The organism is Streptomyces sp. NPDC090022 (assembly GCF_044748145.1).
Taxonomy (GTDB): domain Bacteria; phylum Actinomycetota; class Actinomycetes; order Streptomycetales; family Streptomycetaceae; genus Streptomyces.
Window position 1 is genome coordinate 176,753 of sequence record NZ_JBIVFN010000003.1, and the last position, 25,096, is coordinate 201,848.

The window sequence follows — 25,096 nt, forward strand, 5'->3', positions numbered from 1 at the left end:
CCTCGCAGGCCGCCGACTGACCCGTTCGGGCGTACCCCGGGGCGGGGGCGTTGCGGGCGGGCACCGCCTGCGCGAGATTGATCGGCATGACGGTTCAGGCCACCGGGAGCGCGGTATGCCCGTAGCGGACGAAGAGGTACCGGTACTGATCGTCGGGGGCGGGCCCGTCGGACTGACCGCCCGCGCGCTGTTGGAACGCTGGGGCGTCCGGGCCCTGCTGGTCGAGAAGCGCACCGAGCTGTCCCCCTTCCCGCGGTCCCGGCTGGTCAACGTCCGCTCGATGGAGGTCTTCCGCCAGCTGGGTCTCGCCGGCACCGTCGCGGCGAACGCCTTCGCCCCCGCGTACGGCCGCATCCGCTTCCGCGACACCCTGCGCGGCGAGGACTTCGCCACGGAGGCGATGGTCGGGGTCGCCGCGCCGGTGCCCGAGAGCCCGGTGACCGGTGTGCTCACCTCGCAGGACCGGCTGGAGCCCACGCTGCTCGCGGCGGCGCGGGCACCGGTCCGGTTCGGGACGGAACTCGTGGAACTCACCGAGGAGGCGGACGGCGAGGGAGTCGTCGCGGTGCTCGTCGACCGCGCCACCGACGTGCGGACCCGCGTGCGCGCCCGCTACGTCCTCGCCGCCGACGGCGCGAACTCCACCGTCCGCCAGCACCTGGCCATCGGCACCGCCGGCCCCGGGCGGCTGGGGGACTTCACCACCGTCGTCTTCGACGCCGACCTCGGCCACTGGGGCGCCCTGCAGCCCGCCGGGGTCTACTTCACCCCGCTGGGCTCGTTCGGCCCCGTCCACCCCGAGGGCGGCTGGTTCTGGTTCGGTCCCACGCCCGAGGGCGCGGGGGACGCGGACTGGGCCGCTCTCGTCACACGTGCCCTCGGCCCCGACGACGGCGTACGGCCCGAGGTGCTGCGCGTCCAGCACTGGGCGATGAACGCCTTCGTCGCCGACCGCTTCCGGAACGGCCGGATCCTGCTGGCCGGCGACGCCGCCCACGCGATCCCCCCGATCGGCGGCCTCGGCATGAACACCGGCGTCGCCGACGTGCACAACCTGTGCTGGAAGCTGGCGGGCGTCCTGCGGGGGTGGGCCGGGCCGGAACTGCTCGCCACCTACGCCACGGAACGGGAACCCGTCGCCCACCGCACACTGCGCCAGGCGGTGGCCAACGCCGAGCTGTTGCTCGGGGTGCTGGCCCGGCGCCGCGACCAGCTCCGGTCGGACGACGCGGCCGCCGGGCGGTTCGAGCTTCCCTGGGCGGAGCGGTACTTCGCGCAGCTCGGCCTCGTCCTCGGCGTCACCTACCGCTCCGCCGCCGTCCTCACCGACGGCGCCGCCCCGGAGGCGTCCGGGGCGGGGTCCGCGTCCGCGGCGGGCGACGGGGGCACGGACGGGGGCACGGACTACGTCCCCCGCGCCGAGCCGGGCCACCGCATGCCCCACCTCTGGCTCGCCCCCGGCCGTTCCACGCTCGACGCCCTCGGCGCGTGGTTCACCCTGTTCACCCCGGACCCCGCCCGCTGGGTGCCGGCGGCCGACGGGGCGCCGTGGCCGCTGCGGATCGAGGCCCTGCCGGCGCAGTGGGCGGGCCGCGCCGGACTCGGCCCCGGCGGCGCGCTCCTCGTGCGGCCCGACGGCCACATCGGCGCGCGCTGGCCCGCGTACCCGCCTGGCGACGCCCCCCTCCACGCGGCCCTCACCGCGCTGACCTCCCGGACCGCCGTGACCGCCGGGCCCGCTGTCAGGCCTCCGGAGTCTCCGTGACCGGGTCGCCGGCGGCGGCCCGGCGGTAGAGGTCCTGCGCCATGCCACCCATGACGGCGCTGTAGGAGATGTCGGGATCCGTGCCGCCGCCCTCGAAGCCGCCGAGCACCCCGGCCAGCGCCCCGTCCACCAGCCAGGGGCTGCCGCTGGTGCCGCCCGGCAGGTCCGGGCAGCCGATCCGGCGCTGCGTCCCGCTCTCCATCGACGTGTCGTTGGAGCACGTCAGGGGGGCGTCGGCGGTACTGGGATAGCCGACGACGGTCACCGGCACACCGCCGGGCTGGTCGGCGGCGACCGGGAAACCGCCGACCACGTCCTCGATCCGTGTCCCGTCCAGCGGGGCGAGCGCGGCGAAGGCGATGTCGGCGTCCGGGTTCTCCTCCCGGTCCCAGCTCGGGTCCTCGTACACGGAGGTCAGCTCCCAGACCCCGTACGGCGCCGAGCCGTCGCGGTAGCCGGGCGCGAACACCGTGTTCCCCGGGTCGTTCAGGCAGTGCGCCGCCGTGGCGATCAGGTCCCGGCCGCCGCTGCGCACCACCGAGGCGGTGCAGAAGTGGCCGCCGTCCAGGCCGCCCGCGAACAGCGCGCCCACCCGGGCCGAGACCGCGTCCGCCGTCGCCTGTCTGGTGATGCCCATCGGGGGAGTCGCGGCCGCCTCGCAGACGTCCAGCGTGAGCAGCGCGGACACGGTGGCCATCGCCAGGGCGATGCGCCCGGTGCGCCGGGCCTGTCGGTCGAACTCGCCGTGGATCATGTTCCGACCCTGCCGCGCGAACCTGTGACGCAGGGTTCCGGTTTCCTGGGAATCCCCTGTGAATCGAGGAACCGGAACCGGGACCGGGACCGGGACCGGGCAAGGCACCGGGCGCGGGCGCGGGCGCGGGCCGCCCGTGCGGTGGCGCTGCTCAGTCCTTGCGGGTGTAGAGCGTCACGCGACGGCCCCGTTCCTGGCGGTCCTCGATCACCGTGAAGTGCTCCGCCAGCACGGCCGTCTTCATCCGGTCCCGGGCGGCCGACACCGGCCTGGCCACCTTCGCCGCGTCCGTCACCAGCAGGATCCGGCGCTGCGCGAGCATCGCGTCGCGGATCCGTGCCGGGTCCGCCTCCTCGCCCTTGAGCGTTCCCGACTCCACCGGGCCGAGGGCCAGCGCGATGTCCGTCACCCCCGTGAAGGCCCGCGGCGAGACCAGCGCGGTGTCCCGCCGCGCCGCCGGGACGAACAGCACCGCGTCACCCGGCGCCTTCAGCCGGTCCACGATGCCGGCCGCCGCCAGGACGTCGTCCACCCGGCTGGCCGGAGCCCGCTTCGCCAGCGACTGCGGCAGCAGCGCCACCACCGCCACGGCCACCACCGCGGGCACCAGCAGCGCCGCCGCCCTCGGGAACCGCGGCTCCGCCGCCCGGACCGCCGCGGCCAGCCCCGCACCGATCAGCAGCGCCAGCCCGAGCAGGCTGAACAGTACGTACCGGTCCAGGAACAGCGGCTGCGCCAGCGACACCCCGGCCAGCGCCAGTTGCGGCACCGCCAGCAGCGGCAGGCCGACCGCCGCCGCCGACAGCCGGCCGGCCCGCGGCCGGTCCAGCCACGCCCCGAGGCCCCCGATCGCCAGCAGGATCGCCGGCCCGATCATCATGTGCCAGGTCAGCGGCGGTATCCACGACACCTGGTCGGACTGGCTCCGGCTGAACAGGACCAGCGGCAGCGCCCCGGCGACGGCGGCGGCCGACGCCACCGCCCAGCGCAGCCACACCGCGCGCCCCGCCCGTACCCAGGCGAGGGTCACCGCGTGCGCGGGCAGGATCAGCAGCGACAGCCAGTTCAGCAGCGCGCACCCCAGCACCACGCCCGCGTACGCCGCCCAGCGCGCCCGCCCGCCGCGCCCCTCGAGCAGGGTCACCAGGACCAGCGTCGAGACCCCCGCCCCGGCTGCCACCAGCGCGTACGGCCGGCCCTCCTGCAGGTAGAACTGCACGGCCGGCAGCAGGGCGAGGGCGAGCCCGCCGCCCAGGCCCGCCCAGAAGCCGGCCAGCCGGGACCCGATCGCCCCGACGCAGCCCGCCGCCACCGCCATGGCGAGCACCGAGGGCAGCCGGAGTGCCGTCGTAGTCGCCCCGAACACCTCGAACACCCCGTGCATCAGCAGGTAGTACAGCCCGTGGACGGCGTCGACCTGGCCCAGCATGTGCCCTATCTCACCGGCCGACCGCGTGGCCACCTGCCAGGTCGCGGCCTCGTCCCGCCACACGCTGTGCTGCCGGGACAGCCCCCAGAGCCCGGATATGAGCGTCCAGAGGACCGGTATGAGCCACACCAGCCGCCGACGGGAGTTGGGTGTGTCGGATATGTCGGAAGCCATGAAAGGGATCGGGTCCTCGGTGGGCGGCGCGGGCGGAAGCCACCAGTCTATGGACGACACGGACGGTTTCCCGACCGGCTGTTGTGCAGGACGGAGCGTGATCGTCCGGTGCCGCCGCCCCTAGCCTCGCCGCAAGGAACGAACGAGGGGCGGTACCGCCGTGAACTGGCTCATCCACGACTACCGCGAGAGCGATCTCGCGGCCGTCGTCCACCTGATCGACACCACCGCCGAACTCGGCCAGGAGTCCGTCTTCTCCCTCGCCGAGTGCATCAGCGCCCTCACCGGCCGGCAGCCCGCCGTGGTCGCCGTGCACCAGGGCGTGCCGATCGGCGCGGCCCTCGCCTGCGTCTCGGGGGAGCGGGCCTGGGTGATGCGGATCGCGATCTCCTCCGGCTGGCGCGGCCGCGGTCTGGCCAGCGCCCTCCTCGTGGAGCTGGAGCGCCGGCTGATCGCCGCCCGCGTCGGGCGGATCGCGTACGTCCTGCCGGAGGAGGACCTGCTCGGCGAGGGCCTGCTCAACGCCGGCTACACCCGCCAGCCCGCCGTCGCCTACTTCGAGAAGACCGAGCCGCTGCACGGCCCGGCGGCCGGGCTGCTGGACGACCTCGGCGGCCGCTTCCTCCCCGCCGACCTGTGGGCCAAGGTGGCCGGGATGGAGAAGGAGAAGGACCTCATCGAGCGGCGGGTCGTGCTGCCGCTGGCCGAGCCCGAACGGGCCGCGCAGCACGGGGTCCGGCCGCCGCGCGCCATCACCCTCTTCGGCCCGCCCGGCACCGGCAAGACCACCTTCGCCCGCGCCATCGCCTCCCGGCTGGGCTGGCCCTTCGTCGAACTGCTGCCCTCGCGCCTGGCCGACGAGGGCAACCTGGCCGCCGCCCTGCGCAGCGCCTTCGCCCGGATCGCCGAGCTGGAACGGGTCCTGGTCTTCATCGACGAGGTCGAGGAGATCGCCCCGGTCCGCACCGAGCCCGCCCAGCCCGGCGGCATCCACGGCGTGACGAACGAGCTGCTCAAGCTCATCCCCGGGTTCCGGGACGGCGACGAGCGGCTGCTGGTGTGCGCCACCAACTCCATCCGCTCCCTGGACCCGGCGTTCCTGCGGCCGGGCCGCTTCGACTACCTGATCCCCATCGGCACCCCGGACGCCGGGGCGCGCGCCGCGATCTGGTCGCGCTACACCGCCGGCCGCGCGGGCGTCGACGTGGCGGCCCTGGTCGAGGCCAGCGAGCTCTTCACGCCGGCCGACATCGAGCACGCGGCGCGGATCGCGGCGCAGGTGTCCTTCGAACGGGACCTGGAGGCGGTGGCCGGGGTGGCGGGCGCCCCGCCCGGGGCGAGCACCGAGGACTACCTGGCGGCGGTGGCGCGCTGCCGGCCGACCGTGACCCCGGCGATGACCGGCGCCTTCGAGGCGGACATCACGGCCCACGCCCGCTGCTGACCGCGCCCGTACGCCCGTACGCCCGTACGCCCGTACGCCCGTACGCGCGCACGCCCCGCGCAGCCGGGTCGGTCCCGAGTCCCGACGCCGGCCGCGCCGTCATCCGGCGGCGCGGCCGCGTCACGGCGAACAGCGGTACGTGAACTCCACGGCCGCCGTGCGCCGTACCGGCTCCAGCAGCTCCACCTGGGCCCGGGCCGCGTAGCTGCCCCGGCCCTGGAAGGTCCACAGCAGATGCAGCCGGGCCTCGCGCTGGCCCCGCGTCACCCGTTCCGTCAGGTCCTCCGACCGGGTGCCGTCGCTGCGGACCCACCGGTAGGTGATCGTCCCCGGACGGCCGTCCGTGGTCACCACGGCCACCACGTCGGCCGTGGAGTCGCAGGCCGGCCCCTGCGGGTCGGTGCCGACGGACACGTCGCGCACCGCGACCGCGGGCCCGTAGCGCTGCCAGCCCAGATAGCACAGGACGCCGATCAGCACGACGGCGGCCAGCGCGTAGCGGCGCAGCCCGTACGCCCGCCGCCGGCGCGGGCGTACCGGCCCGGCCGGGACCGGGACCGGGAACGGCGGCGCCATCGCCGCGGTGACCCCGGGCCCGAAGCGCAGCACGGACCCCTCGACCCGGTCGGGGGCGACATCGGTCTGCGGGGGCTGCGGCGGGCCGCTGAACCAGTGGCTGCCCAGGACGGTCGCGCTGTAGTCGTCGTCGCTCATGTCAGCGTGCACCGCCTCGTCAGGATCTGGTCGCTGGAGGATTTGCCGCCGGCGCTGACGCGCACGCCCCAGTAGCAGCCCTTGCCGGTGAAGGTGTGCGTCCGGGTGACCGGCGCCGCGCCGGCGCCGGGGTAGGTGAACGTCTCGGTGCCCTCCGCGGCACCCAGCGAGCCCGGCGCGTCACCGGTGAACCACTCCACGACCACCGGGACCGGCCCGCCCTTGACGCTCACCGACACCGTCGCCTGTCCGGTGGTCACACCCGTCTGGCGCACCGTCACCGTGACCGACCCGACGACCACGGGCGGCGAGGGCGTCGGGGTCGGCGTGACGGTCGGCGGCTTCGGCGACGGCCTGACGGTCGCCGTGGCGGTGGCACCCGGGTGCGGCGAGGAGGTGTACGGCGGCGAGGCCGTCGCCGTGGCGGAGGCCGACGGGGAGGCGGACGCCGACGCCGACGGCGACGCGCTCGGGGAGAGCGACGGCGACGGCCCGGCGGACGCGGACGGCGAGGGACCCGGCGCCGGTGACCCCGGCCCCGGCGGGGTCGGGGCGGTCGTCGCGAAGGCGCTCAGCGCACCGCGCGGCGCCTCGCTCGCCGATGCCTGCGCCAGCACCAGGGCCGCGCCCAGGATCAGCGACACCCCGGCCGCCAGCCAGCCGCGCCGCCCGGGCGCCCAGCCCGCCCCGCCACCGACCGACGTGCTCGCCACGGCCGTCGTCCCGGCGGCCGTCCCGCCCGCCGACGGGAACAGCAGCGGCAGCAGCGCGGCGAGCGCCGCCAGCTTGCGCTGGCCGCGCTCCTCCCAGTCCGGGCCGTACGCCGAGACGGCCACGCCCTCCAGCTCCGCCACGAACGCCTCGGCGTTCTCCGGGCGCTCCTGAGGCTGCTTCGCCAGGCCCCGCCGGATCAGCGGACGTACCGGTTCCGGCGCCTCGGCCTCCGGGACCGGCGCCTCGATGTGCTGCACGGCCAGCTCGGCGAAGTTCTCCCCCGTGAACGGCTTGCGGCCGGTCAGGCACTCGAAGAACGTCGCCGTCGCGGCGTACACGTCGGCCGCCGGGGAGGCCGGCCGGCCCTGCCACTGCTCCGGTGCCATGTAGGCGGGCGTGCCGGCCACCCCCGGCGTGCTGCCGCGGTTCGCCGCGATGCCGAAGTCGACGAGCTTGGACGAGCCGTCGGCCGCGACCAGCACGTTCTCCGGCTTGTAGTCGCGGTGCACGACCCCCGCCCGGTGCGCCGCGGCCAGGCCCAGCAGCGAGCCCTTGAGCACGACCAGCGCCGGCTCCGGGTCCGTCCGCCCCGCCTGGTGCAGCAGCGCGCGCAGCGAGATGCCGTCCACCAGCTCCATGACGATGGCGGCACCGGCGGGTGCCTCCACGTACTCGTACAGCCCCACCACGTACGGCGAGTGCAGCCCGCCCAGCAGCCGGGCCTCCGCCCGGAACTCCCGGACGAACGCCGGATCGCGGCGGAGGCGGTCGCTGAGGTACTTCACCGCCACCGGGGTTCCGGTCCCCTCGTGCACGGCGAGCACCACGCGACCGCTGCCACCCGATCCCAGTTCCCGTGTCTCCGTGTAACCGGGGACCGTCCACACCTTCATCTCCGCCCCCTGCGGTGGTCGACCACACCCAGGGACACGGATCGCACCGTGGCCGGTTCCCGACCCGTGCGGACCGTCCTACGCGGCGGCCCGCACCGCGCCGATCATGGCGTGCAGCCGGTCGGCCGCCGCCCGCCCGAACGCGGGGTCGTTGATGTGTGTGTCGTAGTCGTAGAGCCGTGCCCCGCTCCCGCGCAAGCCCTCGCGCAGGGCCGAGAAGAGCGCGCGGTCCGCGGCGGGGTCATGGTAGGGCCCGCCGGGCGCGCCGAGCGTGGACAGTCCACGCTTCGGAACGCACACGGCGGTCGGGCCGGTCGCTCCTTTGAGTTTCGACGCGACGACCCGGCCCAGCTCCGCGCACTCCGTCTCCGTCGTACGGATGACCGTGATCGACGGGTTGTGGACGCGCACCCGGCGGTGGCGGGCTTGCTCGGGCAGGGTCTCCAGCGGCCCGAACTTCACCATGTCGAGCGCGCCCAGGCTGACCACCTGCGGGATCCCGGCCCGGCCGGCGGCGGTGAGCCGGTCGGGGCCCGCGCTGAGGATGCCGCCGCACAGCTCGTCGGCGATCTCGCTGAGCGTCAGGTCCAGGACGCCCGTGAAGACGCGCTGGCCGGCGAGGGATTCCAGGGTGCGGCCGCCGGTGCCGCTGACGTGGAAGACCAGCACCTCGTAGCCGAGTTCGGTCAGCCGTTCGCGGGCCGCGTCCACGCCGACCGTGGTCACGCCCGCCATGCTCGCCGCGATCAGCGGGCGGGCGCCGGTGCCCAGCTGGGCCAGGCGGATCTCCCGGGAGGCCCGCGAGAAGCCCTTGGCCATGCCCGCCACCGCGTCGGCGGCGTTGGCCAGCACCGGCGCCGAGATGGTGTTGATCCCGGCGATGTCCACCACGCTGTACATCATCGTGATGTCCGAGGACCCGACGTACTTCGCCACGTCCCCGGAGGCCATGGAGGAGACCATGACCTTCGGCACGCCCAGGGGCAGGGCCCGCATCGCCCGGGTGGCGATGGACGTGCCGCCGCTGCCGCCGATCGCGAGGACCCCGTGCAGCCGGCCCTCGGCGTGCAGCCGTAAGAGGGTTTCCTCCGCGCCCTGCGCCATCGTGGTGACGGCCGCGCCCCGGTCGGCGGCCGCCCGCAGTTCCGACAGTTCCGTTCCCGCCGCCCGGGCGACCACCTCGCGTGGTACGTCGGCGGGCACCCGGGGTTCGCCCATGATCCCGGTGTCGACCAGTATGACCTCGACGCCGGCGCGCAGCAGTCGCTCGCGCAGCCAGCCGTACTCCACACCCTTGGTGTCCAGGGTTCCCACCAGCACGACGTTCGTCATGAATTGTAATGTGAACGCATCCGGGCGCGCTGGCAAGTCAAGGTCGGGTCAATCGTTCACCAACCCCAACAACCGGTCCAGAAAAGGGATTTGAGAGGAGATCAGGCGAGTTCGCGCCATCGGGGGAGCGAACCAGGCCACCCGGTCCAGTTCGGGGAACTCCTGCGTCCGGCCCGAGCCCTGCGGCCACTCCATGGTGAAGGTCCCCGGCACCATCAGCGCCGGGTCCAGATCGGCCTCGACCGCCCAGATGGTGACGAGTTTGCCGTTGCTCTGGAGCACCTCGCCCAGCGGCAGGTACGGGCCCTGCGGCGGGGGCAGCCCGATCTCCTCCAGGAACTCGCGGCGCGCCGCGTCGAGCGGGGCCTCGTCCTCCTCGTACTCGCCCTTGGGGATGCCCCAGCCCCCGGCGTCGCGGTGGGCCCAGAACGGCCCGCCCAGATGGCCGAGCAGCACCTCGACGCGGTCGGCCGTCGTGGGCCGGCGGCGGAAGAGGAGCAGGCCGGCGCTGCGTTTCTGTGTCATGCCCCCATCCCTGCCCCCAGGCGCCCGCCGCGCAACGGCGGGGCGGCGGGTCAGTGGTGGTGCGGGCCCTCGTGGTGCACCGGACCGTGCGCCTGCGCGCAGTGCGGGTCCGCCGCGTCCCCCGCCCGGCCGACCGAGAGCAGGGCGTCCTGCGCGTGGTCCACCTGCAAGGTGGTGTGGGTGATCCCGTACGCGTCGCGCAGCAGCTCCTCCAGGCCGCGGCGTACGGCGTGGCAGTCGCCCGCCGGTTCCACCAGCACGTGGGCCGAGAGGGCCGCCTGGCCGGAAGTGATCGTCCATATGTGCAGGTCGTGCACCTCGGTGACGGGTCCGAAGGCGACCAGCCGGTCCCCGACCGCGTCCGGATCCACATGGGCCGGCGCGGCCTCCAGGAGGATCCGGCCGGACTCGCGGACCAGCCCGTACCCGGCCTTGACCATCAGGGCCACCACGACGAGCGTGGCGATGGCGTCGGCCTGCACGAAGCCGGTGGTCAGCACGATCAGGCCGGACACGGCGGTGCCGATGAACGCGAACAGGTCGTTGAGGATGTGCTGGTAGGCGCCCTCGACGGCGAGCGAGCTGCGGTTCGCCCGGGAGATGCACCAGGCGGCCGCCACGTTGACGACGATGCCCGCCAGTGCCGTCACCAGCACCAGCCCGCCCTCGACCCGGGGCGGGTCGAGCAGCCGCTGCACCGCCTCGTACGCCAGCCACACCGCGAGCAGCAGCAGGGTCAGTCCGTTGGCCTGGGCGGAGAGTATCTCCGCGCGCTTGAGGCCGTACGTGAAACCGCCGCGCGCCGGCCGGGCGGCCAGCCGCATCGCGATCAGCGCCAGCACGATCGAGACGGCGTCGGTGAGCATGTGCGCGGCATCGGAGATCAGCGCCAGCGACTGGGCCACGATGCCGATGACGACCTCGACGGCCATGAACGAGCCGATCAGCGCCAGTGCGATCGCCAGCCAGCGGCGGTCGGCGTCGGCGGCCACCCCGTGCGCGTGCCCGGCGTGGCCGTGCCCGTCGCCGTGCCCGTCGCCGTGTCCGTCGCCGTGGTCGTGCCCGCCGCCCCGGCCGCCGTGCCCGTGGTCGTGTGCGCTCATGGCGTTCCCCCCGTGTGTTCGGTTCCGTTCCGACGGGTGAAGTGAAGCGCACCTTCCGCCAAGGGGCAAAGGCTGCAACGGGGACCGTTGTCATTCCCCATAAGACGGCTCTGACCTGCGGTTATGCCGGGTCGGGCGGATCGTGGGAAAATCTGTTCATGGTCCAGCGCCCCGGCGTACCGACCGCGCCCGAGCTCGTGATGGAAACCGACAGGGGCTCCACCGTGATGACCCCGGGCCGGACGTATCACATCGGCCGCGACCCCCTCTGCGAGATCTGCCTCGACGACGCGCGCGTCTCCTGGCACCACGCGATCCTGCGTCCCGACGGCGATCACTGGACCGTCGAGGACGAGGACAGCACCAACGGCACCTGGGCCGACGGCCACCGCGTCCACGCGTGGGACGTCGGGCCCGGCAGCGAGCTCCGCTTCGGGAGCGTGACCGACGGCCCGCGCGCCGTCCTGGCCGCCCCCGCGCCCGCGCCCCCACCACCGCCCCCGCCGCCCCCACCCCCGCCGAGCGCCCCCGCGCACACCGGGGCCGGCGCACGCCCCTCCGTGGTCCACGCGCCCGCGCTCACCGGCACCTTCCGCGCCCCCACCTCGGTCCGCCCGCTGCCCGCCCGCACCGCCGCCCGCGCCTCGATCCGGATCGGCCGCGCCGCCGACAACGACCTCGTCGTCGACGACCTGGTGGTCTCCCGCCGGCACGCCGAGCTGCTCGCCCTCGTCGACGGCGGATACGAGATCGCCGACCTCGGCAGCCACAACGGCACCTATCTGAACGGCTCCCGCGTGACCCGGGCCAGGGTCGTCGACGGCGACATCGTCGGCATCGGCCACCGCGACTTCTGCCTGGTCGGCGACCAGTTGCAGGAGTACGTCGACACCGGTGAGGTCTCCCTCGACGTACAGGCCCTGGCCGTCACCGTCGACCGGGGCCGCAAGACCCTGCTCGACCACGTGTCCTTCCCCGTCGGCGCCAAGTGCCTGCTCGCCGTGGTCGGCCCCAGCGGCGCCGGCAAGTCCACCCTGCTGGGCGCGCTCACCGGCCTGCGCCCCGCCGACCACGGCAGCGTCCTGTACGACGGCCGTGACCTCTACCGCGACTACGCCGAACTGCGCAGCCGGATCGGCCTGGTGCCGCAGGACGACATCCTGCACTCCCAGCTCACGGTCCGCCGTGCCCTGTCGTACGCCGCGGAACTGCGCTTCCCGCAGGACACCGCCGCGGCCGAGCGGGAGGCGCGCGTCGACGAGGTGATCCGCGAACTCGGCCTGGAGCAGCGGGCCGGCCAGCCCATCCACAGCCTCTCCGGAGGCCAGCGCAAACGCGTCTCGGTGGCGCTGGAACTGCTCACCAAGCCCTCGCTGCTCTTCCTCGACGAGCCCACGTCCGGACTGGACCCCGGCATGGACCGCTCGGTGATGCACATGCTGCGCGGCCTCGCCGACGACGGCCGGACCGTCATCGTCGTCACCCACAGCGTGCTGAGCCTGGACGTGTGCGACCGCCTGCTGGTCCTGGCCCCGGGCGGGCGCATCGCGTACTACGGACCGCCGGAGAAGACCCTCGGCTTCTTCGGCTTCGACCAGTGGCCGGAGGCCTTCGAGGCCTTCGAGAACCAGCGGGACCGGGACTGGGCGGGGGAGTACCGCGCCTCGCCCTTCCAGCGGCGCTACGCCGGCAGCGCGGCCCACGCCGCCCGGCGGCCGGTCCCGGCCGCCGCCCCCGCCCGCCCGGCCGGGACGGCGGGCGGCCCCGACGCGGCGCCGTTCGTGGCGCCGCCGCCCAAGGCCCAGAGCTGGGGCGCCCAGCTGCGTACCCTGATCCGCCGGTACGCGGCCGCGCTCAGCGCCGACCGGACCTTCCTCGTCGTCATGGTCGCGCTGCCGTTCGTCATGGGAGCCATGGCCCGGGCGCTGGCCAGGCCCGAGCTCACCGCCGAGACGGCCACGAGCGCCCTGCTGATCCTGTGCGTCGGCGGGGTCCTGACGGGCGCGGCCAACGCGGTCCGCGAACTCGTCAAGGAACGGGTGATCTACCAGCGTGAACGCGCCGTCGGGCTGTCCCGTTCGGCGTACCTGATGTCGAAGGTGGTGGTGCTCGGCGCGATCACCGTCGCCCAGGCGATCGTCCTCACCCTCGTCGGGCTGGGCGGCATCCCCCTCAACGCGCCGGGCGGCAACGGTGTGCTGATGCCCCCGCTGATCGAGATCACGCTGGCCGTCGCCCTGTTGTCCTTCACCGCGATGATGCTCGGCCTGCTGGTCTCCGCCCTGGTCCGCAAGGAGGAGGTCACCATGCCGCTGCTCGTCCTCCTCGCCATCGTCCAGGTCGTGTTCTGCGGAGCCTTCCTGAAGCTGGCCGGGGTCCCGGTGCTCGAACAGCTCGCCTGGTTCGTGCCGGCCCGGTGGGCGCTGGCCGCCATGGCGGGCACCGTCGACCTCGCCGCCATCGTGCCCGGCAAGATCACCGCCGATCCGCTGTTCGCGCACGCGCCGGGCATGTGGCTGTTCAACCTCGGCATGCTGGTCCTGTTGTCCGTGCTCTGCGGCTTCGTGGTGGCCCGGCTGCTGCGCCGCCACGAGCCCGCCATCATGCGAAAGCAGTGAGGCGATGACCTCTCCCGGCACCGACTCCTCCTCCGGCGCCCCCGCGGGCACCGGCTCCGGCGCCCACTCCGGCCCCGGCAACAGCTCCGCCTCCGGTGTGGGTTCCGCCTCCGGTACCGGTTCCGGTGTCGGTTCCGCCACCGGCATCAGCTCCGGGTCCGGGTCCGGGTCCGGCTCCGGCGCCGACTCCGGCCTCGAGTCCCTTCCCGGATCCGGGTTCCGGCCCACGCACATCGTCCCCCGCGAGGGCCTGCCCGCCTGGGAGGCCCCGGACGTCACCCGGCCCACCGTGCCCCTGGACGCCTTCCTGCCCGTGCAGTTGCTGGCGCGCCGCGGCGAATGGGCCGAGATCCTGTGCGCCAACGGCTGGTCCGCCTGGGTGGACGGACGGCTGCTGATCTCCGTCCCGGCGCCGCCGCCCGGCGGCGCCGGGACCCCGGCCCGCACCGAGGACCCGCGCCCGCTGCTCGCCCGGTCCGCCGAGGCGCTGGCGCGCTACCGGCGGGCCGCGGACGACCTCGCCGCCGGGCGCGCCGACGGCGAGGCCTTCCGGCGGGGCACCCGGGGCCTGCGCGCCGGGGTGGTCGTCGACGGCGAGTCCGTATGGCTCTACGACGAGGCGGGCGGCCGCTGGATGTACGGCGACGGGCAGCGGCTCAGCGTCTACGCGGTGGCGGCGGTCGCCGGCGGCCCGGGCAGCGCCGAACACGAACGGGACCCGGTGCCCGGCGCCCCGGAGCCCGCCGGTGCGGCCCCCGCGACGGCGATGCCCGCGGCGACGGCGCCGGGTGATCCCGCGGCCGCCGCACCGGCCGGGCCCGCCCGGCCCCCGGCTCCGGACACGGCCCCCGCCACCGGAGACCCGCCGCCGCCCCCGCACGAACCCACACGGATCGTCCGGCCGGGTGAGTTCGGGTGACCGCGCCCCCACCGCCCGGCGGCCCTCCCTCGGACCTCGCGGGCCAGCGGATCGCCGGTTTCGAGGTGATCAGCGAGATCGGGCGGGGCGGCATGGCCGTCGTCTACAAGGCCCGTGACCTGAACCTGCCCGGCGACCTGGACCTGCCCCGCACGGTCGCGCTGAAGCTGCTCGCCCCCGAGCTGGCCCGCAACGACACCTTCCGCCGCCGCTTCGTCCACGAGTCCGTGATCGCGGCCGCGCTCGAACACCCGCACATCGTGCCCGTCTACGCCGCCGGCGAGTTCGAGGGCCGGCTCTACATCGCCATGCGGTATGTCCCCGGCCCGGATCTGCGCGGTCTGCTGGCCCGTACCGGACCGCTGCCGCTGTCCCGGGCGGTCGGCATCGCGGGCCAGGCCGCCTCCGCGCTCGACGCGGCCCACGAACACGGGCTGGTCCACCGCGACGTGACGCCCGGCAACATCCTGATCGACGCGGGCACCGACAGCGACCGGCGCGAGCACGTCTACCTGACCGACTTCGGCCTCACGAAGAAGTCCCTCTCGCTGACCGGGCTCACCGCCGTCGGCCAGTTCGTCGGCACCCTGGACTACGTGGCGCCCGAGCAGATCTCCGGCAAGCCGGTCGACGCCCGCTGCGACGTGTACAGCCTGGCCTGCGTCGTGTACGAGGCCCTCGCGGGCAGCCCGCCCTTCCGGCGGGACGACGACATCGCCCTGCTGTGGGCCCAGCAGTACGACCCGCCGCCCCCGCTGACCTCGCACCGCCCCGACCTCCCGCACGCCGTGGACGAGGTGCTGGCCAAGGCCCTGGCCAAGGCGCCCGAGGACCGCTGGTCCAGCTGTCTGGAGTTCATCGCGGCCCTGCGCCGGACCGAGGCCCTCGACGACCGGACGGACGCCACCGGGCCGCCGCGGCCCCCGCGTCCGCCCGAGGGCCCGCCGCCCCCGCCGCCCGACTGGGCGCTGCCGGTGTTCCGTTCCTGAGCCCGCGTGACCGGGCCGCCCCGGCCGGTCAGGCGTGCTTGGCGCGGTCGAACCAGAGCGTGGCCAGCGTCGGGAGCAGCCCCGCCCAGAACAGGACCTGCGGCACCAGCCGCTCGGTCCACGGCACCTGCGAGATCAGCAGGGCGCACAGCGTCGCCCAGGCCGCCTGGCCGACCACGATCCGGGCCCAGCCGCTGCGTCCCACCAGCGACCACACGTTCAACCGGACGCCGGCGCGCAGCCCCCGGTAGCGGCGCCAGGCGCCGAAGCCCCAGATCGCGCCCATGACGACGAGCACCCACAGCCGGTTGCCGAGCGGCACCGGCAGTTCCCGTACCGCCCGGCCGGCCTCCGGGAATGCGTCGATCATGACGCCGGCGGCCGCCAGGCAGGCCAGCGCCAGCCAGCGGACGCCGCGCAGCAGCCGGTAGGTGGCGGCGTCCAGGCCACGGCGCATCCCGGGGCTGTCGGGGATGACGGCGAGTGCGTCGGCGTACACCTCCGCGGCCCGGGCTGCCGTGGTGCCGGGCCGTGCGGCCTCGCGACCGGACAGCAGGGCCACGGCCCGGCCGTCGGTCGGGTCGAGGCGGGCGACCTGTTCCAGCGCCCAGTAGAAGGTCTCCTGGTCGGAGACGGCGCAGGACGCGGTCCACAGCGCGGTGTAGGCCGCCACGCTCTCCGGGTCCAGCCGTACCGCCTCGCGGGCGTGCGCCATGGCCTCCTCGCCGCGGCCGGGGGTGAACGTCAGCAGTTCACCGAGCAGCGCGTGCGCGTAACCGGCCTCCGGCTCCAGGCGCAGGACCTCGCGCAGGCAGTCCTCGGCCTGCCGGTGGCGCTCCGTGAAGTCCAGGTGCGTGGCGTGGCGCAGCGCGTGGGCCCGCATGTGGAGCGCACCGGTGTCCTCGGGGGCGATCCGTACCGCCTCGTCGAGGGCGACGAGGGCCTGTTCCGGGTTGTCGGTGCCCAGTTCGCAGCGGCCGAGCTTCACCCAGGCGCGGACGTCCTCCGGGTCCTCGGCCAGCCGGCGGGCCAGCAGGGCCCTGGCCTGGTCGTAACGCTTCAGTTCGAGCAGCGCGTCGGCCTGTTCGACGGCCGGGTGCAGGGTCACAGCGGGTGCCTTTCCACGGTTGCGCGGCCGGGCCGTCGGTGCACCCGTCCGCGTCCGTGATCATACGGATGTTCGGACCCCGGTTCCGTTCAACGGCCCTGCGGTGGCGTACCGGAGGGAGCCGGCGGGGTGCCCTCCACCTCACCGCGACGGTGCACCGGCCCGGCGGCCAGGGCGCCCAGGAACCCGGCGAGCGCGCCCCACAGCAGGGCCGCCCCCACGGTGCGCCACAGCACGGGGCGCAGTTCGACCGAGCCGCCGAGGCCGTCCACGTCGCCGATGCCCAGCAGGGACAGGCCGAACTGGGCCTGCACCCGGCACAGCAGGCACACCGTCAGGACCGCGAGGGCCAGGGCCACGGCCAGATGGAGGGCGTGCTGCCACAGCCGTACGTGCGCGGGGGAGCGTACGGCCATCAGGAAGCCCGCGGCCGGCAGCAGGACCGCCGCGACGGCCACCAGCCACCAGGCCCGGGCGTCGTGTCCGGCGAGCGAGCCCACGTCGACCGTGGACAGGTCGGGGGTGCGCAGCACCTGGTCCAGCACCTGTGGTACCGGCAGCCCGAACGGGCCCTCGACGCGGCCCTGCCAGGCGCCGCCGAACCCGAGGGTGAAGGCGATCCAGACCAGGTTCGGCAGCCCGAGCAGCAGTACGGCCAGGGTCCGCGCGGGATGGCCCTGGGTGCCCGCCACCACCAGGCCGGCGACGACGCCCAGGGCGACGTACGCGAGCAGCAGCGCGGCCGTGGCGAAGGCGGCCGGGCGGACCGCCTGGTGGAAGCGGACCAGCGGTGCGGGCAGCGGGGCGCGCCGGGAGACCAGCAGGGCGATCAGCAGCAGGCCCAGGATCCACAGGAGCCCGTAGCCGAGGGTGGCGGGCAGGTCCGCGCGGAAGCCCACGGTGGGGGTGGAGTCGAGGAGCTCGCCGATCTCGCCGATCGGGGAGTCACCGGGCAGCAGGCCGAAGGTGTGGTGCGCGAACAGGGCGCAGCCGGTCAGCGCCAGGAGCCAGAACAGCACCAGCGGGGCGGCCCTGGCCAGGAGTTCGCGGGCGGTGGTCACGGCCCGGTTGTGCAGCGGATGCAGGAAGCACAGGCCCGTCACCAGCGCCCCGGCCAGGCTCACGGACAGCGGCAGCACCGAGAGGGAGGCCTCGGCGCCCGCCAGCAGCCCGGCCCCGCCGGAGACGTCGACCGCGCCGCCGGCCGCCATCACCACGACCGCGGCGACCACCGCGGGGAAGGCCCCGCCGGGCAGCCCGGTCGCACCGGCGCACGCCAGTCCGGCGGCGGCGACCGCCGTCATCACGACGAAGCCCGCCAGTACCGCTACGAGGGCGTCCCGCCATGCCCTCGCGGAATCCCCGGACGTCCGGTTCACGCAGCCACGGTAGGCGGCCTCCGCTTGCGGCCACCACCGCAGGGGCGCACAGAATGGTCCGCGGGAGTGATCGAGGTCCCCGGGTGCCCCGGTCCGTGCCCCGACGGCATCAGCGCACACGCGGCCCGGCGGCTCGTCCGCGGCTGGATGTCCCCCGACCGGGAGAAGGAGCGCCCGTGACCACGCAACCGTCCGGCCCACCGGCGTCCGAGCCCCCTACGGGACCCCCCTCGGGACCACCCTTGGGCCCCCCCTCGGGACCTCCGTCGGGCCCCCCCTCGGGACCTCCGTCGGGATCTGCCTCGGGACCTCCCTCCGGCCCGCTCTCCCCCGACCGGCCGGGAGTCCCTCCCCCGCCCGAACCCCCGCCGCCCCCGCCGCCTCCGCCGCCACCCCCCGGGGGCGGCGGCGGTGACGGAGGAGGACAGGAGCCGCCCCCGCCGCCGCCCGAGCCGGACGGGGGCGGGCCCTGGTGGCAGTCCTGGCCCTGGATCGCCGTCGGCGTCGCGGCGCTCGCCGCCGTCGTCGCCCTGATCGTGATCCTGACCCGGTCCCCGGGCACCCCGCCGGAACGGCCGCCGTCCCCGTCGCCCTCGCCGACGGTGACCGATACGCCTTCGGAGCCGCTCACGCCGTCGGAGTCCGAGCCGTCGTGGCCACCGGAGACGACGTACTCCGCGCCCCAGTCGCCCACCCCGAGCAGGTACGTCCCGCCGCCACCGCCACCGCCACCGCCGACGTCCAAGTCGCCGTCTCCACCGACGACCTCACCGCCCCCGCCGCCCAACCCCAACCCGGACACGCCGACGTCCAAGCCGACACCCAAGCGGCTGACCACGCCGACGGCCACCTCCACGGGCCGGTACGGCGCTCCGTAGAGCGCCGCCCCGCGGCTCAGACCGGGCCGCCGCGTTCCACGGCCGTCGCCACGTCCGCCAGGTCCTTCGCGATGGCCTTGGCCACCGCCTTCGTCCCCAGCCGGTTCAGCAGCCTCATGAAGAGGCCCGGCCGCCGCCCGGTGGTGGCCGGCCGCGCCGAGAACGTCATCCGGACGGTCGTACGGCCCGGGGTGCTTTCCGTGAGCCGGAACTCGGAGACGTAGTGCATGCCGGAGTTGTCGGCCTCGGCCACGTACCGTACCCGGTCGTCGCACGCCGTCACGTACATCTCCTCGGTGGCCTGCTTGCCGAACATCCGGCGCGTCTCGCGCCAGCGTGTGCCCACCCCGAACGGGCCCGGGGTCAGCACCTCGACCGCGTCGACCCCGCTCAGCACGCCCGGCATCCCCTCCAGATCCGTGATCGCCCGCCACACCCGCTCCGCCGGCGCCGCGATCTCGCGCTCCACCACGACCTCAGGATTTTCCATGCTCCGGATTGTCTCCCCCGTGCCCCTTCCCGCGCGCGGCACCGGACGGATCGGTGAGACGCTTGGCTCATGGCCGACAGGTCGGACGCCCAGGAGGTCGAGTGGCCCGCCCGGCCGGACCTGAGCCTCGCGCTCAACCGCATGGGCACCTTCGACTGGGACCTCGACAGCGGGCAGATGCATCTGGATCCCACCGCTCTCGAGGTCTTCGACCTGCGCCCCGACGAGTACGCCGGCACGCCCGAGGGGCTGCGCACGCGGATCCCGCCCGGCGAGGAGGCCCGGCTCGACGCCCGCGTCGCCCAGGCCCTCAAGGACGGCCGCAGCGAGTACGGCGCCTACTTCCGCATCCGCCGTCGCGACGGCTCCGCCCGCTGGACCCACATCCAGGGCCACATCCGGCGCGACCGCACCGGCCGCCCGTACCGGGTCATCGGGATCGTCCGCGACGCGGCCCTCGACCCGCGCGAACCGGGCGCCCGCAGCGAGGCCGACGAGGGCCGGCGCCGGATGACGGGCGTCGTCGAGCGGACCACCGCGATCCTGGCCCACGCCCGCACCGTCAACGACGTGACCGACATCCTCAAGGACCCCGAGGCGCTGGGCCATCTGGGCGCGGTCAGCGTGATGCTGGGCATCGTCGACGGCGCCCGGGTGCACCTGGTGGCGGAGGGACAGCTCGGTACGTACGTACCGGAGATCGAGTACACGCGGATCGACGCCGCGTTCCCGATGAGCGAGGCCGTGCGCTACATGCAGCCGGTCTTCCTCACCTCCCGCGAGGAGTTCGAACACCGCTACCCGCTGCTGTGGCCGTACATCGAGCCGCTCTCCGTGCGCAGCGGCGTCTACCTGCCGCTGATCGCCCAGGGGCGGGTGATCGGGGCCATCGGGCTGCTCTACACGCGCGAGGGCGAGTTCACCGCCGAGGAGAGCAACGTCCTGGTGGCGCTGAGCAGCGGTATCGCGCAGAGCCTGCAGCGGGCCATCCTGTTCGAGCAGGAGCACGACCTCGCCGAGGGGCTGCAGCGGGCCATGCTGCCGCGCCGCATCCCCGAGATCCCGGGCGTGAAGATCGCCGTGCGCTACCGGGCGGCCCGGATGGGCCGGGACATCGGCGGCGACTGGTACGACGTGGTCCCGCTCGGCGAGGGCCGGGTCGGCGTGATGATCGGCGACGTGGAGGGCCACGACACGGACGCGGCCGCCGTGATGGGCCAGCTGCGCATCGTGATGCGGGCGTACGCCACCGAGGGGCACACCCCGGGCGCCGCGATGGCCCGGGCCTCCGCGTTCCTGCGGGACCTGGAGACGGAACGCTTCGCGACCTGTACGTACGCACAGGTGGACCTGAACACCGGGACCGTGCAGCTGGTCCGCGCCGGCCACCTCGACCCCGTGGTCCGGCGCGGTGACGGCACCTGCCACCGGGTGGCCGTCGCGGGCGGGCTGCCGCTCGGCCTGCCGGCGCGCGTGCGGACCGGCACGGGCTCGGGTTATCCGGTCACCACCTTGGAACTGCACCCCGGCGACACGCTGCTGCTGTGCACGGACGGCCTGATCGAACGCCCGGGCGGCGACACGGAGGAGGGCATGCGCGCGTTCATGGAGGCCGCCCGGCAGGGGCCGGCGGACGTCGAGGAACTCGCCGACGTGCTCTGCGACCTGGTCGGTGACGCGGGCGGCGGCGACGACATGGCGCTGCTCGTCCTGCGCCGCCGCGGTACGCCGGCCCCGCGCGGCGGCGGCCCGCTGCGCCAGCACCTGGTCCCGGGCGACCCGGAGGGTCCGGCGGTGGCCCGGCACCTGATCCGGGCCGCGGCGGCGGCGTGGGGCGCGGGCGACCGGGCGGACGCCATCGAACTGGCGGCGGACGAGCTGATGACCAACGCCCTGGTCCACACCGACGGCGACGGCCACGTGACGCTGCGGCTGACGGCCGAGGGCCGGATCCGCGTGGAGGTCGAGGACACCTCCAGCGCGCTGCCGCGCCGCAGGGAGCCGGGCGACTGGGCGGTGTCGGGCCGGGGCCTGCTGCTGGTGGACCAACTGGCGGACGGGTGGGGGGTGGAGCCGAGGGGCGGCGGCAAGTGCGTGTGGTGCGAGTTCGCGGCGACGGAGACGAAGCCGTCGGCCGAGCCCGCCCGGCCCGAGGCGGCGCCCCCGCCCTGACGGCCCCCCTCCGCCGATCCGCGCGCCCCCGCGTTTCACCTCCGGCGGCACGAAGGCCAGGGCGGCGCGCGCCGCCAACCCGGCGCCACCCCCAGCGCGGGTCCGCGCCTGCCGGGTGGTGGCCTGCGCCCGCCTGGTGGTGGCCCGGGGTCAGAGGGTGACCAGGGTGACCTCGGTCGCCTTGACGCTCGTCCATACGGCGACGCCGTCGGCGAGGCCGAGGTCGGCCGCCGCGCCCGGCGTGATCTCCGCTACCAGGTCGGGGGCCTCGGACGAGGCCGTCAGCACCCGCAGCCGGCTGCCCACGACCGTGATCTCGCGGACGGTGCCCGGCCAGACGTTGCGCGGGCTGCCCTCCGGGCGCCGGCGGTGCAGGGAGACCGCCTCGGGCGCGATGATCGCCAGCGCCCGCCCGCCCTCGGCGGCGCCGGCCGGCAAGGGGTCGGCCACGACGAGGCGGCCGCCGCCGTCGAGCGCGAGCCCGTCCGGTCCCACCGTCCCGGTCCAGGCGTTGCGGCCCAGCATCCGCGCCACCCACGGCGAGCGCGGATGGCGCGCCACCTCGGCGGGCGCGGCGTCCTGCAGCGCGCGGCCGTCGGCGAGCACGAGCACCCGGTCGGCCAGCGACACCGCCTCGACCGGGTCGTGCGTGACGATCAGGCAGACCCCGCCGAAGCCGGACAGGTGCCGGCGCAGCATGTGCCGCACGTGCGCCCGCGTGGTCTGGTCGAGCGAGGCCAGCGGCTCGTCCAGGAGCAGCAGCCGGGGCCGGGCGGCCAGCGCGCGGGCCAGCGCGACCCGCTGGGCCTGACCGCCCGACAACTGCGCGGGCCTGCGCAGCGCGAGGTGGCCGACGCCCAGCCGGTCCAGCCACTCCTGTGCCTCCCGGCGGGCCTCGGCACGGGCGACACCGCGGGCGCGCAGCCCGTACGCCGTGTTGGCGAGCGCGGTGAGGTGCGGGAAGAGCGCACCGTCCTGCGGGACCCACGCCACGCCGCGCCGGTGCGGCGGCAGCGCCGTCACCTCCGTGTCACCGAGCCGCAGTCCGGCGTGCGCGCGGGGGGTCAGGCCCAGCAGCGCCCGCAGCAGCGTGGTCTTGCCGGCCCCGTTCTCGCCGACCACCGCGATCGTCGTCCCCGGTTCGGCGTCCAGGGTGAGCCGGTTGAAACCGGTCACCTCGGCGTGCAACGCCCAGGTTGCTGCCGTGGTCCGCGTCGCCGGCACCGCCTCCGGCGCCGCATCCGCCTCCGGTTCGGCCGCCGGATCCTCCGCCGCCGGCGCGGGAGTGCGCGGACGGGCGGCGGCGGGCGTACCGGTCCAGCGGCCGCGCAGCGCGATGAGCACGCCCATGGCGATGGCCAGCAGCAGCAGCGACAGCGAGGTGGCCGCCTCCGGCTGGTCCTGGAGCAGCAGGTACACCTGGAGCGGCAGGGTCTGGGTGGTGCCGGGCAGGTTCCCCGCGAAGGTGATGGTCGCCCCGAACTCCCCGAGCGCGCGCGCCCAGGTGAGCGCCGCGCCCGCGATCAGACCGGGCGCGACCATGGGCAGGGTGACGGTGAGGAACACCCGTACCGGTGAGGCGCCCAGCGACGCGGCGGTCTCCTCGTAGCTCTGCTTCAGGCCGCCGAGCGCCCCCTCCAGGCTGATGACCAGGAACGGCATCGCGACGAACGTGGCCGCGACGACGGCGCCGGAGGTGTGGAACGGCAGCGTGATGCCGAACGTGTCCTCCAGCCACGGCCCGAGCAGCCCGCGCCGCCCGAAGGCGAGCAGCAGTGCGACACCGCCGACGGTGGGCGGCAGCACCATGGGCAGCAGCACCAGTGAGCGCACGAGCGCCTTGCCCTTGAAATCCACCCGCGCCAGCAGCCACGCCAGCGGTACGCCGAGCAGCAGCGACAGCGCCAGTGCCCAGCAGGACACCAGCAGGGAGAGCTTGAGCGCCTCGACCACACCGGGCGTGGTGAGATGTGCGCCCAGCTCACCCCACTCGGTGCGGACGAGGATCCCGATCAGCGGCAGCAGCAGGAACGCGATCGCGAGCAGCGCGGGCAGCGCGAGCGCGACGGGGGTACGGGTACGGAGTCTGCTCATGGAGGTTCCAGGGGACGAGGGGGAGGGCGGTGGCGGCCGGCGGCGGCCCGGCGCGGAGGGCGCGGCGACGACACGGAGGGACTGCCTGTCCCCCCCGGCGCAGGCAGTCCCTCCTTCCCGGCGACCGGGAGCTCAGCGGTTACGGCTGCTGGAACCCGGCCTCCTGGAGGATCTTCTGCGCCTCCGGCGTGCTCAGCCAGGCCACGAACGCGGCAGCGGCGTCGGCGTTCTCGGAGCCCTTCAGCGAGGCGGCCGGGTAGGAGGCCACGGCGTTCTGGTCGTCGGGGATCTCCACGGTCTCGACCTTGTCCTTGGACTTGGCGGAGTCCGTCTTGTAGACGAGACCGGCGTCGGCCTCGCCGAGCTCGACCTTGGACAGGACGGCGCGCACGTTCGGCTCCTGGGAGACGGGCTTCACCGTGACGCCCTGCTTGTCCAGGATCTCCTTGCTGTAGCGGCCCACCGGCACCTCGGGCGCGGCCAGGACGACCTTCAGCTTGGTGTCGGCCAGGTCCTTGAGCGCGCCGATCTTGTGCGGGTTGCCCTTGCCGGCGGCGATGACCAGGCGGTTCTTGGCGATGATCTTCGGGTCGTCGGTCTCGGCCATGAGGCCGTCCATTGTCTTGGTGTCGGCGGTGACCAGCGCGTCGGCCGGGGCGCCCTGCTTGACCTGCGCGGCGAGTTCCTGGGAGCCGGCGAAGGAGAAGGTGACCTTGGTCCCCGGGTGCGCCTTCTCGTACGCGGCGCCGGCGGTCTTGAACACGTCGGTGAGGGAGGAGGCGGCCAGGACGGTGAGGTCGGCCGCCTTGACCTCGCCGGCGGCCGATGCGGAGGCGGAGCCGCCGGCGGACGGTGCGGCCGCGTCCTGCTTGCTGTCGTCGCTGCCGCAGGCGGACAGCGGGACGAGCAGGGCGACGGTGGCGACGGCGGCCGCGACGCGGCGGCGGGTGACGGCGACGGACACGGTGGTGCTCCTCGGGTCAGCGTGGAGACCCGCGCCGGTGACGGGCGGAGCGGGTGGGGACGACGTGTGGGCGGCGGTGGCCACACGGGCAGCGGGTGCCGCGGTGCGCGGCGGGCGAGTCGTGCCGGTGGCGGCGTACGGCCGCACGGGAGCGGCCCGGGCGGCCGGATGACGTTTCGGCCGGATGACCTTTCCGGCCGGGTGGCCGGGTGACCCGCGCGCGGGGCGGGCTACGTACGGTCGATGTGCACGCTGGTGGACTTCACGCGGGCGGTGGCCTGCATGCCGACCTCCAGGCCGAGCTCCTCGACGGCCTCGCGGGTCAGCAGCGAGACCAGCCGGTGCGGACCGGCCTGGATCTCGACCTGCGCGGCCACGTCGCCGAGCTTGACGGCGGTGACGATTCCGGGGAAGGCGTTGCGTGCCGAGGTGTACGGCTCGTCGTCCTCGGTGTGGGCGCCCTGGCCCACCTCGACGGAGAAGGCGGCCAGGTCACGGCCGTCGATGAGCCGGCGGCCGCTGTCGTCGCGGTGGGTCGCGACGCGGCCGGCGTCGGCCCAGCGGCGCGCGGTGTCGGGGCTGACGCCGAGCAGACGCGCCGCCTGACCGATGGTGTAGGACTGCATGCGCGCCAAGGT

General features: G+C 75.0%; 19 protein-coding genes. 6 read left to right on the forward strand and 13 right to left on the reverse strand.

From position 1 onward, the window contains the following. The first annotated feature begins 115 nt into the window (after positions 1–115). Positions 116–1,765, forward strand: coding sequence for an FAD-dependent monooxygenase (locus tag ACIPXB_RS08720; RefSeq protein ID WP_401446336.1), 1,650 nt, complete (start codon positions 116–118; stop codon positions 1,763–1,765). Here the strand turns inward: ACIPXB_RS08720 and ACIPXB_RS08725 are convergent. After that, positions 1,743–2,519, reverse strand: coding sequence for a trypsin-like serine peptidase (locus ACIPXB_RS08725; protein WP_401446339.1), 777 nt, complete (start codon positions 2,517–2,519; stop codon positions 1,743–1,745). The two genes, ACIPXB_RS08720 and ACIPXB_RS08725, sit on opposite strands and share 23 nt — an antisense overlap. Before the next feature lie 151 nt (positions 2,520–2,670). Then, positions 2,671–4,122 (reverse strand): hypothetical protein, encoded by a 1,452-nt coding sequence (locus ACIPXB_RS08730; protein WP_401446342.1) that lies wholly within the window; start codon positions 4,120–4,122, stop codon positions 2,671–2,673. 160 nt (positions 4,123–4,282) lie between these two features. On the opposite strand from ACIPXB_RS08730, the gene ACIPXB_RS08735 reads away from it, so the two are divergent. Further along, entirely contained in the window at positions 4,283–5,566 is a 1,284-nt protein-coding gene (locus ACIPXB_RS08735) for an ATP-binding protein (protein WP_401446345.1), read from the forward strand. Positions 5,567–5,686: 120 nt separating this feature from the next. Here ACIPXB_RS08735 and ACIPXB_RS08740 read toward each other — a convergent pair whose 3' ends face one another. From ACIPXB_RS08740 to ACIPXB_RS08760, 5 genes are all read right to left on the reverse strand, one after another. After that, positions 5,687–6,280 (reverse strand): hypothetical protein, encoded by a 594-nt coding sequence (locus ACIPXB_RS08740; RefSeq protein ID WP_401446348.1) that lies wholly within the window; start codon positions 6,278–6,280, stop codon positions 5,687–5,689. Beyond that, positions 6,277–7,887 (reverse strand): serine/threonine-protein kinase, encoded by a 1,611-nt coding sequence (locus tag ACIPXB_RS08745; protein WP_401446351.1) that lies wholly within the window; start codon positions 7,885–7,887, stop codon positions 6,277–6,279. The genes ACIPXB_RS08740 and ACIPXB_RS08745 overlap by 4 nt, the downstream gene beginning before the upstream one ends. Positions 7,888–7,965: 78 nt before the next feature. Beyond that, positions 7,966–9,219, reverse strand: coding sequence for a Tm-1-like ATP-binding domain-containing protein (locus ACIPXB_RS08750; protein ID WP_401446353.1), 1,254 nt, complete (start codon positions 9,217–9,219; stop codon positions 7,966–7,968). A 48-nt stretch (positions 9,220–9,267) separates the two neighbouring features. After that, entirely contained in the window at positions 9,268–9,744 is a 477-nt protein-coding gene (locus ACIPXB_RS08755; protein WP_401446356.1) for an NUDIX domain-containing protein, read from the reverse strand. A gap of 50 nt (positions 9,745–9,794) precedes the next feature. Further along, positions 9,795–10,847: a cation diffusion facilitator family transporter gene (locus tag ACIPXB_RS08760; RefSeq protein ID WP_401446359.1), complete on the reverse strand. Its 1,053-nt coding sequence runs from the start codon at positions 10,845–10,847 to the stop codon at positions 9,795–9,797. 158 nt (positions 10,848–11,005) lie between these two features. Between ACIPXB_RS08760 and ACIPXB_RS08765 the strand changes: the two genes are divergently transcribed. From ACIPXB_RS08765 to ACIPXB_RS08775, 3 genes are read left to right on the forward strand one after another with little or no spacing between them, the layout of a single operon-like run. Continuing rightward, complete coding sequence (locus ACIPXB_RS08765) at positions 11,006–13,465, forward strand: FHA domain-containing protein (RefSeq protein WP_401446362.1); 2,460 nt, start codon at positions 11,006–11,008, stop codon at positions 13,463–13,465. A 4-nt stretch (positions 13,466–13,469) separates the two neighbouring features. Then, positions 13,470–14,384 (forward strand): hypothetical protein, encoded by a 915-nt coding sequence (locus ACIPXB_RS08770; RefSeq protein WP_401446365.1) that lies wholly within the window; start codon positions 13,470–13,472, stop codon positions 14,382–14,384. Next, on the forward strand, positions 14,381–15,373 hold the full coding sequence (locus tag ACIPXB_RS08775) for a serine/threonine-protein kinase (protein ID WP_401446368.1): 993 nt from the start codon (positions 14,381–14,383) through the stop codon (positions 15,371–15,373). Before ACIPXB_RS08770 ends, ACIPXB_RS08775 begins: the two co-directional genes overlap by 4 nt. A 28-nt stretch (positions 15,374–15,401) precedes the next feature. Here the strand turns inward: ACIPXB_RS08775 and ACIPXB_RS08780 are convergent, their stop codons facing one another. The 3 genes from ACIPXB_RS08780 to ACIPXB_RS08790 all read right to left on the reverse strand — a co-directional run bounded on the left by ACIPXB_RS08780 (position 15,402) and on the right by ACIPXB_RS08790 (position 19,228). Further along, positions 15,402–16,481 carry a tetratricopeptide repeat protein gene (locus ACIPXB_RS08780; protein WP_401446371.1) on the reverse strand — a complete coding sequence of 360 codons (1,080 nt, stop codon included), beginning with the start codon at positions 16,479–16,481 and terminating at the stop codon, positions 15,402–15,404. A gap of 89 nt (positions 16,482–16,570) precedes the next feature. After that, complete coding sequence (locus ACIPXB_RS08785; protein WP_401446374.1) at positions 16,571–17,860, reverse strand: streptophobe family protein; 1,290 nt, start codon at positions 17,858–17,860, stop codon at positions 16,571–16,573. Between the two features lie 894 nt (positions 17,861–18,754). Then, the gene (locus ACIPXB_RS08790) at positions 18,755–19,228 is read right to left on the reverse strand and encodes an SRPBCC family protein (RefSeq protein WP_401446377.1); all 474 of its coding nucleotides are present in this window, start codon (positions 19,226–19,228) and stop codon (positions 18,755–18,757) included. 69 nt (positions 19,229–19,297) lie between these two features. Between ACIPXB_RS08790 and ACIPXB_RS08795 the strand changes: the two genes are divergently transcribed. Beyond that, complete coding sequence (locus ACIPXB_RS08795) at positions 19,298–21,400, forward strand: SpoIIE family protein phosphatase (RefSeq protein ID WP_401446379.1); 2,103 nt, start codon at positions 19,298–19,300, stop codon at positions 21,398–21,400. 150 nt (positions 21,401–21,550) lie between these two features. Here ACIPXB_RS08795 and ACIPXB_RS08800 read toward each other — a convergent pair whose 3' ends face one another. The 3 genes from ACIPXB_RS08800 to ACIPXB_RS08810 form a co-directional block, all read right to left on the reverse strand. Then, positions 21,551–23,494, reverse strand: coding sequence for an ABC transporter permease (locus ACIPXB_RS08800; RefSeq protein ID WP_401446382.1), 1,944 nt, complete (start codon positions 23,492–23,494; stop codon positions 21,551–21,553). 139 nt (positions 23,495–23,633) lie between these two features. Next, on the reverse strand, positions 23,634–24,458 hold the full coding sequence (modA, locus tag ACIPXB_RS08805) for a molybdate ABC transporter substrate-binding protein (protein WP_401446385.1): 825 nt from the start codon (positions 24,456–24,458) through the stop codon (positions 23,634–23,636). Positions 24,459–24,688: 230 nt separating this feature from the next. Continuing rightward, positions 24,689–25,084 (reverse strand): molybdopterin-binding protein, encoded by a 396-nt coding sequence (locus ACIPXB_RS08810; protein WP_401446388.1) that lies wholly within the window; start codon positions 25,082–25,084, stop codon positions 24,689–24,691. Positions 25,085–25,096: the final 12 nt, after the last annotated feature.